Origin of the sequence: Paenibacillus radicis (ex Xue et al. 2023), assembly GCF_024722015.1 — a bacterium.
GTDB lineage: Bacteria > Bacillota > Bacilli > Paenibacillales > NBRC-103111 > Paenibacillus_S.
On record NZ_JANQBD010000018.1, the window covers coordinates 36995 to 53750 of the forward strand.

The 16756-nt window shown below is 44.6% G+C and carries 13 protein-coding genes; 12 read left to right on the plus strand and 1 reads right to left on the minus strand.

What is annotated here, in order from left to right; all coding sequences use genetic code 11:
- The first annotated feature begins 43 nt into the window (after positions 1 to 43).
- The 12 genes from NV381_RS23220 to NV381_RS23275 all read left to right on the plus strand — a co-directional run bounded on the left by NV381_RS23220 (position 44) and on the right by NV381_RS23275 (position 15390).
- Positions 44 to 1114 carry an AI-2E family transporter gene (locus NV381_RS23220; protein WP_258215672.1) on the plus strand — a complete coding sequence of 357 codons (1071 nt, stop codon included), beginning with the start codon at positions 44 to 46 and terminating at the stop codon, positions 1112 to 1114.
- A gap of 207 nt (positions 1115 to 1321) precedes the next feature.
- Positions 1322 to 2602, plus strand: coding sequence for an ArsB/NhaD family transporter (locus NV381_RS23225; RefSeq protein WP_258215673.1), 1281 nt, complete (start codon positions 1322 to 1324; stop codon positions 2600 to 2602).
- Between the two features lie 751 nt (positions 2603 to 3353).
- The gene (alaS, locus tag NV381_RS23230) at positions 3354 to 5987 is read left to right on the plus strand and encodes an alanine--tRNA ligase (protein ID WP_258215674.1); all 2634 of its coding nucleotides are present in this window, start codon (positions 3354 to 3356) and stop codon (positions 5985 to 5987) included.
- 100 nt (positions 5988 to 6087) lie between these two features.
- Positions 6088 to 6351, plus strand: a complete 264-nt coding sequence (locus tag NV381_RS23235) for an IreB family regulatory phosphoprotein (protein ID WP_171654299.1) — start codon at positions 6088 to 6090, stop codon at positions 6349 to 6351.
- Positions 6352 to 6409: 58 nt separating this feature from the next.
- Positions 6410 to 6829: a Holliday junction resolvase RuvX gene (ruvX, locus tag NV381_RS23240; RefSeq protein WP_258215675.1), complete on the plus strand. Its 420-nt coding sequence runs from the start codon at positions 6410 to 6412 to the stop codon at positions 6827 to 6829.
- 5 nt (positions 6830 to 6834) lie between these two features.
- The gene (locus NV381_RS23245) at positions 6835 to 7143 is read left to right on the plus strand and encodes a DUF1292 domain-containing protein (protein WP_258215676.1); all 309 of its coding nucleotides are present in this window, start codon (positions 6835 to 6837) and stop codon (positions 7141 to 7143) included.
- A gap of 89 nt (positions 7144 to 7232) precedes the next feature.
- A complete protein-coding gene (locus tag NV381_RS23250) occupies positions 7233 to 7538 on the plus strand; it encodes a DUF1292 domain-containing protein (RefSeq protein WP_171654302.1) in 306 nt (101 codons plus the stop codon).
- A gap of 82 nt (positions 7539 to 7620) precedes the next feature.
- Positions 7621 to 8691, plus strand: a complete 1071-nt coding sequence (gene mltG / locus NV381_RS23255; protein ID WP_258215677.1) for an endolytic transglycosylase MltG — start codon at positions 7621 to 7623, stop codon at positions 8689 to 8691.
- 18 nt (positions 8692 to 8709) lie between these two features.
- Entirely contained in the window at positions 8710 to 9642 is a 933-nt protein-coding gene (locus NV381_RS23260) for a peptidase U32 family protein (RefSeq protein ID WP_258215678.1), read from the plus strand.
- Positions 9643 to 9662: 20 nt separating this feature from the next.
- On the plus strand, positions 9663 to 10949 hold the full coding sequence (locus NV381_RS23265) for a peptidase U32 family protein (RefSeq protein WP_258215679.1): 1287 nt from the start codon (positions 9663 to 9665) through the stop codon (positions 10947 to 10949).
- Positions 10950 to 11395: 446 nt separating this feature from the next.
- Entirely contained in the window at positions 11396 to 13441 is a 2046-nt protein-coding gene (locus NV381_RS23270; RefSeq protein ID WP_419182293.1) for a methyl-accepting chemotaxis protein, read from the plus strand.
- A 149-nt stretch (positions 13442 to 13590) separates the two neighbouring features.
- On the plus strand, positions 13591 to 15390 hold the full coding sequence (locus NV381_RS23275) for a peptidoglycan D,D-transpeptidase FtsI family protein (RefSeq protein WP_258215681.1): 1800 nt from the start codon (positions 13591 to 13593) through the stop codon (positions 15388 to 15390).
- Here NV381_RS23275 and NV381_RS23280 read toward each other — a convergent pair.
- The gene (locus tag NV381_RS23280; protein ID WP_258215682.1) at positions 15384 to 16673 is read right to left on the minus strand and encodes an ATP-binding protein; all 1290 of its coding nucleotides are present in this window, start codon (positions 16671 to 16673) and stop codon (positions 15384 to 15386) included. The two genes, NV381_RS23275 and NV381_RS23280, sit on opposite strands and share 7 nt — an antisense overlap.
- Positions 16674 to 16756: the final 83 nt, after the last annotated feature.

The following is a 16756-nucleotide window of genomic DNA, read 5'->3' on the forward strand; positions in this document are numbered from 1 at the left end:
GCAGCACAGTCATAGTTGGTGAAAGTTAGGTGGGTGACACAGATTGGACCGATTTTCTAAAAATCAGCTATTTATTATTATGGTTTATATTTTATTAAGCCTTTTGATATTGTTTATGCTGCTGCAAATACGTCCCATGCTGATATGTATTTATAAATTTCTGGCAGAAATTTTGACACCTTTTATTATAGCAATGATTATTTCTTATTTACTGAATCCAGTGGTTTCGCTATTGAACGGGCGCAAGGTGCCGAGAACCGTAGCTGTGCTTCTTATTTATGCCGTCTTTATAATGTCGGTGACAGTAGTACTTATGAATATCATTCCCATCTTCATTCGGCAGCTTGGTGAATTTAATGAGCATATTCCTCAATTGGCTATAAAAGCTCAAGGTTTTGTGGATAATTTAAACAGTTTGAAGTTTGTGCCGGACAGCGTACGTGTCGGAATTAATCAATCATTGGCAAAACTGGAGAGCGGGATATCAGGAACCATTTCCAACTATATTGATGGCATCGGGAGCACGATCAACATGCTCTTCATTGCGTTTATCATACCTTTTCTCGCTTTTTACATATTAAAGGATTTTCAGTTGATTGAAAAAACGGTTCTGGCGATCGTTCCCAAAGCGAAACGCAAACAAGTCATCAAGCTTCTGGTTGATATCGATACAGCACTCGGCAACTATATTCGGGGTCAGATGTTAGTATGTATGATTATTGGATTGCTATCTTATGCGGGCTATTGGATGATTGGGATGCCGTATGCTCTGCTGCTGGCTTGTCTGGTTGCAGTGTTCAACATTATTCCATATCTCGGTCCCTTTTTCGGGGCGGCTCCGGCGTTAATTTTAGCATCTACTATTTCCTTGAAAATGGTGCTGATGGTTGCCGTAGTTAATACCGTATGTCAAATTCTTGAGGGGAACGTAATTTCGCCGCAGGTTGTTGGCAAATCGTTAAAGATGCATCCTCTGCTCATTATTTTTGCTTTGCTTGTAGGAGGGGAGTTTGCAGGGGTGGTTGGGCTGATCCTGGCAGTGCCCTTTTTTGCAGTGATGAAGGTAATTCTTCAACATGTATTTATGTATTACATTCATCGCAGAACAACCTGATTAGGTAAGTAGTAAAAAAAATCCGGAAGTTATTGAAACTTTTTCATTCACGACCTATAATTATGGAGGTGTTATTACAAAACAGAATATAAAACGATTTTTGGAGGAGCCTGTCACCAAGGGCTCTTTTTGCATTTTTAGGGATACTCCAGAATCGAATCGTCCATGCTAACTCATGGGTTCTTATTGGAAAAGGGGAGGATTTTTTTGGAACATCAAGCTTGGCTTGCAATTGGTATTTTTCTGGTTATTTATGGATTAATTATTACCGAAAAAATTCACCGTACGATTGTCGCTATGATTGGCGGGCTATTGATGGTTGCCTTAGGGGGGGTCAGTCAGGAATCGGCTCTTCATCATATTGATTTCAATACGTTAGGTTTGCTTATCGGGATGATGATTATTGTAGGTATTACAGCGGAGACGGGTGTATTCAAGTATATAGCGATTTGGTCGGCCAAGAAGGTTGGAGGCCATCCGGTACGTATTCTTGTAGTGCTCAGCATAGTTACAGCGATAAGTTCAGCCTTTCTGGATAATGTGACAACGGTGCTGCTTATGGCTCCTGTTACATTCAGTATTACGAGGCAGCTTCGAGTTACGCCGATTCCATTCTTAATTTCGCAAATTATGGCTTCCAATATTGGCGGAACGGCAACTCTAATTGGCGATCCTCCGAATATAATGATTGGCAGTGCGGTTAAAGAGCTAACCTTTATGGCCTTTATCAACAATCTGAGCCTGATCTCATTCATTATTTTATTAGCGACACTGCCTTTTTTCGTGCTGTTGTACCGCAAGCAAATTCAAACAACAGAGGAGCTCCGGCTTAGTGTTATGGAATTGAACGAGAAAGTGGAAATAAGAAATCCGCTGTTAATGAAAAAATGTTTGGCCGTGCTCGGGATAACAATCTTCGGATTTTTTATCCACCAGCTTCTACATCTTGAATCAGCTACGGTAGCTTTGGCTGGTGCGTTCCTATTGCTTCTTATGACGGGGGAGCACTATTTGGAGGAAGCCTTTCAAAAGGTGGAGTGGACCACGATTTTCTTCTTTGTAGGCCTGTTTGTGCTTGTTGCCGGGTTGGTGGATACAGGGGTGATAGCTACTCTGGCTAAATATGCAATGAGTATTACCGGGGGAGATGTTGCGAAATCATCGGTGCTAATTCTTTGGCTGAGTGCTATAGCTTCTGCTTTTCTGGACAATATTCCTTTCGTGGCTACCATGATTCCAATGATTCAGGAAATGGGAGCTATGGGGGTGGACAATTTGGAACCGCTGTGGTGGAGCCTTGCCTTGGGGGCTTGCCTGGGAGGCAACGGAACATTGATAGGAGCGAGCGCTAATCTGATCGTCGCAGGTATTTCGGCAAGAGAGGGGCATCCTATTTCATTCATGGCTTTTTTGAAAGTCGCTTTTCCGTTGATGCTCCTGTCTATTGTAATAGCGAACTTATATATTTATATTAGATATCTATTGTAAGAGGTTGTCTTAAGGCAGCGGCTCAGTTGACAATGCTATTGTCAAACGTATATAATTTTCTGTAAGTATATGAATTAAAACGTTGATGAAATCAAGTAAGCCATAGTCCATTATCCAGAGAATTGGTTCTAGATCTTGTTATTACGAGGTCTAGCTGTGAGAACCTTATTAATGAAGGATGGCTGAAAGCTCATTTCGGAGTGCGGAACAAATCCGCCGGTTGGACTCGTTATTGTCTTATTGAAGGAGATTGTACAGATACCACAGTGTCTTAGCAGGCACGGCTGTACAGTAACCAGGGTGGTACCGCGATGAATTCGTCCCTGTTTGGAGGGGCGTTTTTTTGTTGTTAAGAGAGTGTTTTTTGAGGCTTCGCCTGAGGCTGTGATGAATGGGCTTGATAAAAAAGATTAGGTTCAGACCTTAAGTTCAAGGACTTGTTACAAAGAAACGACCCCTGCGGGTCAAGGGATGCCCCTGCGGCCGCTGTTGAAAATGGGATATCGATTATTAGATTAGAAGGTTATATCCCATTTTCAAAGGCGGCACGTAAACTCTTCGGGGCATTCCCTTGCCCTCCGGGGAACCCTTTGTAAAAAGTCCAAAGCTTACAACAATGAAGACTAGAACCTAATCCGATCTAACAATCAAACACAAACAGCAGCAGGCGCAAGCTCAAAGTATGGGTGAGCTAGCGAGAAGAAGCAAGAAGCGGGAATATAACTGTAAAGATTAAAAGGAGGCCAGGGAAATGAAGGCAAGTGAAATACGCGCTAAATGGTTAGCTTTTTTTGAAGAGAAGGGGCATAAGATCGAGCCAAGCGCCCCGTTGGTGCCGCATAATGATCCATCGCTGCTATGGATTAACGCTGGTATGGCGCCGTTGAAGCAATACTTTGATGGACGGGTGGTACCGGATAATCCACGCATTGCCAACTCGCAGAAGTGCATCAGAACCAACGATATTGAGAATGTGGGCAAAACCCGTCGTCACCATACTTTTTTTGAGATGCTGGGCAATTTCTCGATTGGGGACTATTTTAAAGAAGAAGTTATTACTTGGGCATGGGAGTTTCTTACAAGCCCGCAATGGATCGGATTTGATCCGGAGCGTTTGTCCGTTACCGTGTATCCTGAGGATACAGAAGCGTTTGAGTACTGGAATAAGAAAATCGGGCTGCCTGCCGAGCGTATTTATAAGCTGGAAGAAAACTTCTGGGATATTGGTGAAGGCCCTTGCGGACCATGTACAGAAATTTTCTATGACCGCGGCGATGCGTATGGCGACCTTAATGATCCTGAATGCTGGCCAGGTGGAGAAAATGAACGTTTCCTGGAAGTATGGAACCTCGTGTTCTCCCAATTCAACCATAATAAAGATGGCAGCTACACGCCGCTTCCTAACAAAAATATTGATACGGGTGCGGGACTAGAGAGGTTTGCTTCGATATTGCAAAACGTTGATTCCAACTTCGACACCGATTTGTTCCAGCCGATTATTCAAAAGACATGCGAGCTAGCAGGCGTGAAATACCACGTAAACAACGAGCATGATGTTGCCTTGAAGGTTATCGCCGATCATGTACGTACAGTGGCATTTTCTGTAGGCGATGGCGTACTGCCTTCAAATGAAGGCCGCGGGTATGTAATACGCCGCTTGCTGCGCCGTGCGGTTCGTTATGGTAAAGTGATTGGTATGGATAAGCCGTTCCTATACTCATTGACTCCGATCGTTGGCGAAATTATGGGCGTTTATTACCCGGAAGTGGTTGAGAAACGCGAGTTTATAGAGAAGGTAATCCGTACCGAGGAGGAGCGTTTCCATGAGACTCTTTCGGACGGTTTGGCTATTTTAGCTGAAATGACCGAGAAAGCACGCAAAGAGAACCGCAACGAAATTAGCGGGCCTGATGCTTTTAAGCTTTACGATACGTACGGATTTCCATTTGATTTGACGGAGGATTTTGCTTCCGAAAAAGGGATGACTGTTGACCGTGAAGGTTTCGACCGTTCCATGCAGGAGCAGCGTGACCGTGCTAGAGCGGCCCGTCAAGATTCCGGCAGCATGAAGGTACAAGGCGGCCCGCTTGCTGATCTGACGGTTAAAAGCGAATTTGTTGGTTATAATGAATTGGTAACTACTGCTAAAGTTATCGCTCTTGTGCATGAGAACCAATTCGTCGATTTAGTTGGCGTTGGCGAAACATGCCAGGTTGTTCTGGACCGTACTCCCTTCTATTCGGAAAGCGGCGGTCAAGTAAGTGATCACGGGTATATTACGGCTGGCGATCTTCGTCTTAAGGTCGAGGATGTAAGTAAAGCGCCTCATGGACAGCATGTGCATACAGTTGTTGTAGAGTCTGGCGTATTGCGTAAAGACGATACTGTACAGGCTTCAGTCAGTGCTGCGGTGCGGGACGATATTATCAAGAATCATACGGCGACACACTTGCTTCATAAAGCATTGAAAGAAGTGCTCGGCGAGCATGTTAACCAAGCCGGGTCATTAGTAGCTCCGGAACGGCTGCGATTTGACTTTTCGCATTTCGGCAGTATTACTGCAGAGGAACTGCGTGATATTGAGCAGCGTGTTAATCAACAGATATGGAAAAGTACACCGCTGACTATCTCCTTGAAGCCGATTGCCGAGGCGAAAGCTATGGGGGCAATGGCATTATTCGGAGAAAAATATGGCGATGTGGTAAGGGTTGTACAAGTTGGCGATTACAGCCTCGAGCTGTGCGGCGGCTGTCATGTAAGCAACACGAGTCAAATTGGTCTTTTCAAGCTGGTGAGCGAATCCGGTATTGGATCCGGTGTACGCCGGATTGAAGCTGTTACAGGCCGCAATGCTTATCAATATCTGGATCAGCAGCTGGAGCTGCTTAACGATGCTGCCGCATTATTAAAGTCCAATATCCAGGACGTTCCCAAACGGATCGATTCGTTGTTCGCCCAAATGAAGGAGATTTCCCGCGAGAATGAATCTCTCAAAGCCAAGCTGGGTAAAATTGAGGCAGGCTCTTTATCGGATCAATTGAAACATATCGATGGGGTTCCAGTTCTTATGGCTCAAGTAAGCGCAGGAGACATGGAGTCGCTTCGCAGCATCGTCGATCAAATGAAAACGAAGCTTGGCTCAGCCGTTATCGTGCTTGGGGCAGTAGCAGACGATAAGGTTAACCTCGTTGCTGCAGTTACCCCGGATTGGGTAGCGAAAGGCTATCATGCCGGCAAACTGATCAAGGAGACAGCGGCGGTCGTAGGAGGCAGCGGTGGCGGTCGTCCTGACATGGCTCAGGCAGGGGGCAAGGATGCTGCCAAGCTGCAGGATGCCTTGAAGCAAGCGGAACAATGGGTGGCTCAACAGGTCGCAGTAAAATAAATTTGGTTTGTCAACAGGAATTATTCGACAAATCACGAATATAAGAAGATATCAGCTTTAATCATAGAGGTTTACACTTTTGTGTTAAGGGGGTGTTGGGATGAGTTCGATGGATAAAACGATGAAGTTTAATGTAAAAGCAGAAGAGATCGAAACATCACCCAAGGATGTCATGCTGACGGTATATGACGCGCTCCAGGAGAAAGGCTACAATCCGATTAATCAGATTGTCGGCTATCTATTATCTGGAGATCCGGCTTATATTCCTCGTCACAACAATGCAAGAAGTATGATCCGTAAACGGGAGCGCGATGAGCTGATAGAAGAACTGGTTCGTTCCTATTTGCAGCAGCATAAATCATAAGTAATGCGGGGCGGGGGAACGGAATATGTCTTCCCGCCCCTTAGGAGTTTAAAGAACAATGAAACGATTAATGGGTTTGGATTACGGGGATAAAACGATTGGCATCGCGGTCAGTGATGAACTCGGTTGGACTGCGCAAGGTCTTGAAGTCATTCGACGCACGACAGTTGAACGGGATCTTGCGAGATTGCGTGAATTGATCGATCAGTACAATGTAGGAGAATTGGTTGTCGGATTACCGAAGAATATGAATAATACAATTGGTCCACGTGGGGAAATTTGTATAGAATTTGCCCAATCTCTACAAGAAACACTAAGTATGCCCGTGCATTTATGGGATGAGCGGTTGACGACAGTATCTGCACAGCGTACACTGATAGAAGCTGATGTTAGTCGCAAGAAACGCAAGCTTGTTATAGACAAGATGGCAGCTGGACTCATTTTGCAAAACTATATGGATTCCAAAACGAAGAGGTGATTGGCATGTCCAAAGAGGAACAAGTACAAGAAGAGCCGGAAATTATTTTTATCCCGGACGAAGAAGGTAATGAAGAAGAATTCGAAGTCATCATGAAATTCGAAGTCGACGGATCGGATAAGAAGTATATGATGGTTGTTCCAGTCGATGCCGATGAGGAATCCGATGAAGTGTATGCATTCCGTTACGAAGAGGACGGAGATGACTTACAGCTGTACACGATTGATGATGAGGAAGAATGGAATATCGTTGAGGAAACCTTCAACACACTGATGGATGAATTCTCAGAGGATGAAGAAGAGAGCTCCAAATGATATCATGCTCGTGAATTTAGCTGAAGCCAATTCCAGATTATGCTAATGAAGGAAGCTTTCCTTCGGAAAGCTCTTGGGAGGACCAACTTTTGTATGAATTAAAAGATTTGAAGGAAACGAATCGGTTGCGCAGCGCATACGGAGATGATATTATTTTGTATGATGACCGTGATCAGTCCGTTGTATATAAACTTCTTTCTGAATTTCAGCTGGGCGACCAAATCTATGCAGCACTCCAACAGGAGAACTCCAAGGATGGAGAGCCTGAAATTTACAAGGTGACCTTCGATGCAGAAGGGGAGCCGGAGCTGGAAACGATAGACGATGATGATGAATGGGAGAACGTCTCAGAATTGTACGATGAGATGACATTCTCGGATAATGATACAAAGTAGACTACAACTTGTTTGAAAACGGGCGAGCGGAGACGATCCGCTCTTTTCGTTGTTTGAGCTCACGTAGCCGAAAGGAGTACAGGTGGCTTCCGCAAAAAGATTGTCGTTAGTAGCATGGACCGGCTTAACGGTCTTGATTATTGCGATAGTCGGTGTTATCGGTCTGGCGTTGTATGTTAAGGAACTGACACAGCCTATGCCGGCTTCAGAGCAAACGGTACACGTGCTGATTCCATCAGGAAGCGGGTCCGCACAAATAGCCAAAATATTGGAGCAACAGGGTATAATCCGCGATGCCCAAATGTTTTCTTATTATTTGAAATACAAGGAGCAGGGTTCTAAATTCCAGGCCGGAGAATACGAAATGGCTCCAGGTATTACGTTAGATGCTATTATTGATATACTTAATAAAGGATTGGTCGTTAAGGAGCAGGGAATTAAACTTACGGTACCTGAAGGATATACAGTTAGGCAAATTGCTGATAAAGCAAGCCAGCAATTTGGGCTGGACCCAGCCTTGTTTATGCAGACTGCCCAGCAATATTCAGGCTTCACGGCCAAAGTATTTCAACAGATCCCTAATGATTCGAAGCTTCGAAACAGGCTGGAGGGCTATCTGTTTCCTGAGACCTACGAGTGGAAGAAGGATATCAAGCTCGAGGAATTGATTGACAATATGATGCTGGAGCTGGATAAAAAGCTGGCAATGCTCCCGGATGATTGGCAGCAGACAATGGCAGCTCATGGGCATAGCTTTCATCAGATGATGACAATCGCCTCGTTGATTGAAAGAGAAGTAGCGGTGGACGAAGAGCGGCTGCTGGTGAGCGGAGTCATCCATAACAGGCTTAAGAAAGGGATGCCTCTGCAGATTGATGCAACCATTCAGTATATGTTCGATAAGCCGAAAGACCGCCTGTTTGAGAAGGACTTACAGCTGGAGAGTCCCTACAATACGTATCTTCATACCGGCTTGCCGCCGGGTCCGATTGCGAGTCCTAGCTTGGCTTCTATCAAAGCGGCGATATACCCGTCAGATACCAAATATATGTTTTATGTAACCAAAAAAGACGGAAGCAAAGCGCATTTATTTGCAGAAACCTACGAACAGCATCAACAAAATATTACAGCCAGTAAAAAGAACAGCGGATAGAGAGAGGAGAATTTCAGAATGAAAAAACCGGAGCTGTATATATCGGCCGGTTCTATAACAGAGGCGCAGCGGTACATTGAAGCAGGGGCGGACGCTGTTGCAGTCGGAGAGCATCAATTCGGTATGAGGCTGCCCGGGAATGTCTCTTTGGAAGAGTTAAGCAGCTTAATTCCATGGGCGCATGAACGCGGTGCAAAGGTATTTGTAGTCGTTAATAAGATAATGGATAATGAATTGCTGCAAGCTTTACCTAGTTATTTGCGGAGTGTACAGCAACTTGGAGCGGATGCCGTCGTGTTCGGTGATCCAGCGGTGTTGATATCAATCCGACAAGCAGCGCCTGGAATGAAGCTGCATTGGAATGCCGAGATGACGTCCACAAATTCGGAGACGGCAAGCTATTGGGGATCGAAAGGCGCTGTACGTGTAGTACTGGCTCGCGAGTTGAATATGGATGAAACATTGGATATTAAAAGTAAGCTGCCAACCATGGAGGTTCAGGTACAAGTACATGGAATTACCAATATCTATCATTCCAAACGCAGCTTAGTAACGAATTATGAGGCCCATCAGGGACGCAGCGGGCAGGAAGCGAGCAAGGGGCCTGGTGACGGCTTGTTCTTGATCGAGCAGGAGCGTAAGGATGAGCGTTACCCAGTGTATGAGGATGAGAATGGTACCCATATTATGAGCTCTGACGATGTGTGCATGCTGGAAAATCTTAATGAGCTTATCGATGGACAGATTGACAGCTTGAAGATTGAAGCGCTGTTGAAAAGCGTGGAATACAACGAGACGGTTGTCAAAAGCTACCGGAAAGCAATTAACGCTTATTTGGCTGATCCTCAGAATTATGTGTTTCAAGAGGAATGGCTTGATGCAATCAAGGAAATTCAGGACCCGCGGCGCGAGCTGTCTTACGGATTCTTTTATAAAGAGCAAGTATACTAAGTTCAAAAGGGGTGGAAACCATGACTTTGATCAACCAACAACTATTAGGCAAACGCGTCCGTCTGGAGAAGCCGGAACTGCTCGCTCCTGCCGGCAGCTTGGAGAAGCTTAAGTTTGCCGTTCACTATGGCGCTGATGCTGTATATATTGGCGGGCAGCAGTATGGGCTTAGATCCAATGCCGATAATTTCACGTTCGACGAAATGCGCGAAGGGGTTGAATTTGCTAACCGCTATGGGGCCAAAGTATTTGTGGCTACTAACATTTTTGCGCATAACGAAGATATCGATGGATTGGAAGCGTATTTGAAAGGCATTCAAGACGCGGGTGTAGCTGCTATCATCGTAGCGGATCCAATTATAATAGAAACTTGTAAGAGAGTTGCGCCCAAGCTTGAAATCCATTTGAGCACACAGCAGTCAACGATGAACTGGCAAGCGGTGCAATTCTGGAAGGAAGAAGGCGCAGAGCGGGTTGTATTAGCACGTGAAGCGAGCATGCAGGAGATTGTCGATATTAAGGAAAATGTGGACGTAGAAATCGAAGTGTTCATTCATGGCGCAATGTGCAGCTCCTATTCAGGACGCTGCGTGCTTTCGAACCATTTTACAGATAGAGACTCCAATCGTGGCGGATGCTCACAGTCCTGTCGTTGGAAGTATGATCTTTTTACTACAGAAGAGGATCAAAATCAACAGATTGGCATTAAGGAGCTTCCATTGTTTAGCGAAACCGATGATGCATTTTCAATGAGCTCCAAGGATTTGTGTATGATTGAGCATATTCCTGAGCTTATTCGCTCCGGGGTAGACAGCTTCAAAATTGAGGGTCGGATGAAAAGTGTCCACTATGTAGCAACTGTTGTTAATGCTTACCGCCAGGCGATTGATGCCTATTTTGCTGACCCGGAGAACTATGAGATGAAACCGGAATGGCAGTACGAGATCCAAAAGGCTGCGAACCGCCCACTCAATACAGGTTTCTTCTATGAGCATCCTGATCATGAGGATCATATCTTTGAACCGGAGGACAAAGCGGCGCCTTTTGATTTTGTCGGAGTGGTTATGGCTTACGACGAGGTGTCCGGAATAGCTACTATCCAGCAGCGCAATCATTTCAAGCCTGGTCAAGAAATTGAATTTTTTGGTCCTCAGGGTACGTTTTTTAAACAATTGGTTCCATCGATTCAAGATGAGTCGGGTCAAGAGCTCGATGCGGCACGTCACCCGCTGCAATTGATTCAAATGAAGGTCGAACAACCTGTAAAGCCTTTTGATATGATGCGTAAAAAGATGAAGAAGGCTTAAATGCATCTTATAAAATTCGGGAGAATCTCTTCTTGGAAGGGGTTCTTTTTTTTGTAATTTTCATGCGATACAGGGGAATTATTTACCGATGGGACGATGGACCCATAGACAAACATGTTGAAAAGGAATATCATCCAACGTGTCGAAAAGGATTCAAATACATAGCATTTTATTGCGATTTTAAGGCGGTGGAACTATTTATTTGCAATGAAAGCGATTTATTAAAAGGAATATGCCAAAGGATGTCGAATTAATACTTGGGAAACGAAGAAACATTTAACAAAATAAAACAACTATTTCAGACCAGGGTGGTGGTTCCTTTGAAGGGAATACTGTCTATACTAAAGCAATGGACAGCTAAGATCGGTAAACAGTTCACGACACAGACAGCGGCAAGCAGCACAGGTAACAAGGGGACAACAATTCTGCAAGGTATGCCACAGTCAATGAAAGGTATGCGGTTGGAGAATCCGATTAAATCAATTGGGATGAAATTATTTTTAATTTTCCTTGTGAGCATTTTATTTTTTGTTTTAACCGTAGGGTTTACTTCCTATAATATTTCAAAAGGGGTTATACAGAAAAAGGTTGCTGACGCGTCGGAGCAAACCATTATACAAGCGGGGCAAAAGCTTGACTTGCTATATGGAACATATGAAGATGTAACGATGCAAATTCTTTTGGACGAAGAAATGAAGAGGATGCTTTCGGATATTACAACCTTTGACAAAGCTACCTTTGACTATTTGCAATTGCGCCAAAAGCTAGGCGATAAGTTGAATGTTTATGCTTACGCAAACAAAACGATCAAGTCGCTTCAATTGTTTACATTGTCAGGTGATATAATCAGCGCGGCAGGAGCTTCAGGGATGAAAGAAAATCCTTCCAAAGAGGATTGGTTTAAAAGAATAGTTGAAAATAGCGGCAAAGCCACTTGGTTGGAAACCAAGAGCAAGGGTTATGGCGACGCCAGTACGAGCAATGCCCCGTCATTTGCCATTGGGCGCGTGCTTAAAAATACGACAAACAACAGTCAGCAAAACATATTAGTGATTGAGGTTAATATCGATGTAATCAGCAAGGAGCTTGCCGAGATTAAAATGGGTGAAGGCGGTCAGACATTAGTGCTTGCACCCGACTTTAAAGTGGTTTATTCCCCGGATGCTGCAACATTAGGGCAGAAGAGCACGATTGATGTTGCAATAGAGAATCTTGAGGGTGAGAACCACAGTATCATGAATATTAAGAAAGACTTGCAGCTCGTTTATTTCAAATCTACGAAATCGGGCTGGTATCTAATGGGTGCTATGCCGGTCGCCGAGCTGGTTAGAGATGCCAGAACTATTTCTGACATGACCTGGATTATGGCTGCGGTTGCTGCACTAATAGCTGGAGGTATAGGGTTCCTCGTTGCGAGAATGGTTGGACGTCCCGTTATTACACTTCGCAACTTGATGAAAGAAGGCGAACAGGGGAATCTGACTGTACGTATGTCCGTAAGTTCACAGGATGAAATTGGACAGCTGGGGAACAGTTTCAACGAAATGATGCAGAAAATTACGGTATTGGTGCAACAAACGAACATTTCCGCGCAGGAAGTACTCGACACTGCAACTGAACTATCAGATGCTTCGAAGAAAACAGCAACTTCAGCCAGAGAGATTGCAGTTGCAACGGAAGAAATTGCTGGAGGCGCGTCCAGCTTGGCTGTTGAATCCGAACGAGGCAATGAGTTGACCTACAACATCGGCGTACAGATGAAAGCGGTCGTTGATGGGAATATCGTGATGGGAACAGCTGCTTCCGATGTACAGAAATCCAGTGAGCAAGGGATTCAGTACATGTCCGAGCTGATCAACAAAACGAACGCCACCGAAGCGATGACACGCAATATGGTGGAAAAGGTTGATAATCTGAAAGAAAGCACACGCTCGATCCGCAAAATTCTTGAAGTATTGAGCAATGTGTCTAAACAAACGAACATATTATCTCTTAACGCTACAATCGAAGCTGCACGTGCGGGAGCTGCCGGCAAAGGGTTTATGGTTGTCGCTGATGAGATACGTAAGCTTGCGGATCAATCTCGCCAATCCATTGCTATTGTAGGCACGATTACGGAAACCATTCAAAGAGAAATTGATGAGACCGTCAATGTACTATCAGCGGCTTATCCGATCTTTCAAGAGCAGATTTCTTCCGTAAAAGAGGCCGACACCATATTTAAACAAGTTCAAACCCATATGGGCGGCTTTATTGGTCAGTTGTCGGAGGTTACCGAGTCTATCAGCAATCTGGACGCATCTCAGATCGTACTTTCCGATGCAATGTCTAATGTTAGTGCTGTAGCTGAAGAGTCATCAGCGACTTCTCAGGAAGTTGCATCCTTAAGTGCAGAGCAAATGAACATTAGTAATGGCCTGGTTCGTCTATCTGATAAGCTGGATCAGTTGTCTAATTCATTAAAAGACTCGTTATCCAAATTCGAAGTTTAGTTCTCGCTAGCTACATAATTCGTATGAAAGAATCTTTTTAACGGTGTACCTCACTGTTAAAAAGATTCTTTTTTTTGTTTGAGCGTACGAGGAGTCGATCATACTGGTAGTAATACTCAGTATATCGAGTCAGCGAAAGGATGCTCAGGATGAAGGATGGAGAAGCACTAAAAAAGCATCGGCTTTTTTATATACTTATCGGGGTTATTGGGTTATTGGCGGTTTTGAATATCCGGTTGTTTTGGATCCAAGTAGCGGCTAGCCGCAACTGGACCGAGCATGGAATTGATTTGGTGGAAAATTCGGTTATCCAACGTGAAAAAGGCATTGTGCTGGATAGCGGTAGGGGGGACTTCTATGACCGCAGCGGGAAAGCATTAACAGGCCGTGAAACCCAGGTTTTGACCGTATTTCCCGTTCGAAAAGAAGCCTCATTAAAGGACGGAGAGATCAATGCCACAATTGCCCGTATTCTGCAAGTAGCGGAGCCTGTATGGACAAGCTTCGTAGAGTCACTGAAGGCCCCTCAGGTGTGGGCAGTTGAAGGAAAGCATATTCCACTTAACGACGCACAAATCGCTCAAATTACAGCACTTGGGCTGCCTCAATTGACGGTTTCACGTTTGAAGGAGAGATATGATAACGTACAGACTGCAAGTCATGTAATTGGCTTTATAAGTCAAGACCCTGAACGAATATCGCGGCAGTATACGAACCAGATTCATCAAGGGGAGCTTCAGCTTACAAGCCGGATAGGTGGAGCGGGATTGGAAAGAACATTTGATCCTTGGCTGCAAGGTATAGGAGCTACTTCAGTATCCTTGTTTACGGATGCTCTCAAAAGACCGCTTCCAGGGCTTGATGCAAGAATTGTTACACCTCGTAACGACTATTACCCTGTTAAGGTGATGACAACCTTAGATGCAACCATTCAGCTGAAAATCGAAAAAGCGATGGCCAAGCTGCAAATCAAGGAAGGAGCAGTGGTTGTTCTCGATGCAGCCAACGCAGATGTTATTGCGATGGCCAGCCGGCCTGAGTTTAACCCGCAGCATATTGATTTGCAGAATGGAGCTTGGGCAAATCGGGCTTTAAAGGCAACAGCTCCGGGTTCAATCTTTAAAACGGTTACTGCAGCAGCAGCTTTGGAGGAGCATGTTGCAAAGCCGGATGAAATGTTCGAATGCAATGGTGTGCTGGGGAAATACGGATTGACTTGCTGGAACAAACAAGGGCACGGGAGAATAAGCTTTCGTGAGGGGTATGCAGAATCATGTAATATTGTTTTTGCGAAAATTGCAGAGAGGCTAAAAGGAGTTTCTTTGGATAATTACGCAAATCGATTAGGCTTAAATGTAGAGGTAGGATGGCAAGGTGAATTTATGCAGGACGCTCATTTTAAAGAGCTCGACGGTGAGGAGAAAGGGCAAATATTTGCCGATTCAACCCCAAGGGAAGACGGGGGAGTGAGGGCGCAGTCGGCGATTGGTCAACGAGATGTGATGATAACTCCACTTCAGGCTGCTAATATGGTTGTAACTTTACTGCAGAAAGGGAAAGTCCTTTCACCACGTATTGTAAAAGAGGTCCGGTTTCAAAATGGCAGATTGATGGAGGCGTTCGATGAAAAAAGTGTGAAGGGTCTATCCAATAGCATTTCTTCGGGGACCGCTGCAAGATTATTGTCTTGGATGAACGATGTTGTTGACCATGGTACAGGGACAGCCCTTCGCTCTGCCAAATGGCCGATTGCCGGGAAGTCTGGGACAGCTCAGACAGCAGATAAAGAGGGGGTACCGCAAGTTAATCAATGGTTTATCGGCTATGGACCTGTGAAGCAGCCACGGTATGCAGCGGCTGTTATGGTTCAGAATATGCCAGAAACGTCTGCTAGCAAGTCTCTGCCCCTGTTTAAAGAAGTTATGGATATATTAGCGACCGCTCAATGAAAGGATGAGGGGGAGAGCGATGGAATAAGGAGGGAGAAACAGGTCCCTTTGCCTACTTCACTTGTTACATCAATTTTGCCCTGCATGGTTTGAATGGCTTTGTATGTAATCATCATACCGAGACCTGTGCCTTTATCCCGTGTGGAATAAAAGGGTGTTCCCAGTCTGCGGATTTCCTCATTAGTCATCCCGATACCATGATCAATAATGTTGATGCTTACCTGATTAGCTTGCAAGCATCCAATCACCTTCAGCTTCCCGCCAGCAGGCATAGCTTCGATCCCATTTTTGCACAGTTGTGTGATACATTGGACGAATTTATCTTTGTTGGTACTGATGAACAGCTTATCATCGAGCTGTGTTTCCATATCCACTTGGTAGCGTACAGCATAGGATTTAACGGAATCAAGGGCTTGCTGGATCAGAAGCTTAGCGTCTACCAGCTCAATAGACTCCAAATGAGGTTTGGCAAAAACCAAATAATTAGAAATAATAGATTGGGCTTTATCAATTTCATCCAGAACCATCTGCGTATAAATTTGTCTTTTTTCCTCACTGGTGCCTGGTTGTTTAAGGAATTGCATGAAACCGCGGGCTACAGTCATAGGATTTCTGATTTCATGTGCGAATGAAGCGGCCAGCTCGCTTAATGTATTCATTTTATCTGTATATTGAAGTTGCTTACGCAAATTTAAGTTGATCTTAAATTGTTCGATAATATAGACGGCCAATCCAAGGGTAATACTATGAATAATACAATATAATCCTAGATAGGCTGCTGTTCCCCGATTTATGGCAAAGCCTTCCCACAGCAATGTGGCCACTGCAGCGACCGACGCTAGCAAACCGATAACAAACCCTGCTAATGCAGCATAAGCGATATTCCTTGTTCGGTCTTGGCTAATGACAAATGGCTTACAGTATGACAAAAGTGCCAGTGTTAAGACGATAATAATAATAGCCAATACATAGGCATAAGCGCTTCCACCTATATATAAGCGAAATGCAATTATTGCAGCGGAAACAATTAAAGCAGACCGCAAGCCGGCATATAACAAACAGATTGCTAACGGAATAGCGCGTAGATCGTAGAAATAACCTGGAAGCAGTTCCAAGCTTATAATCAAGGAGAGTACAGCTGCACAAGTACAGAGGAACGTAATGATGCCGCGGTTGACGATCTTTTGGTACTTATCGATCCGATCCACCCAAAACAGATGGTACATCATGACCGGGGCAATGATAATAAGCATGTTTAAGAGCAGCTCATGGATTATATTCAATGGGACCACCTTACGTTTAATAGGATGTGATCGTTCAGATTAGGACTCCTACGATATTCGACATAATTTTCAAATTTCCTACT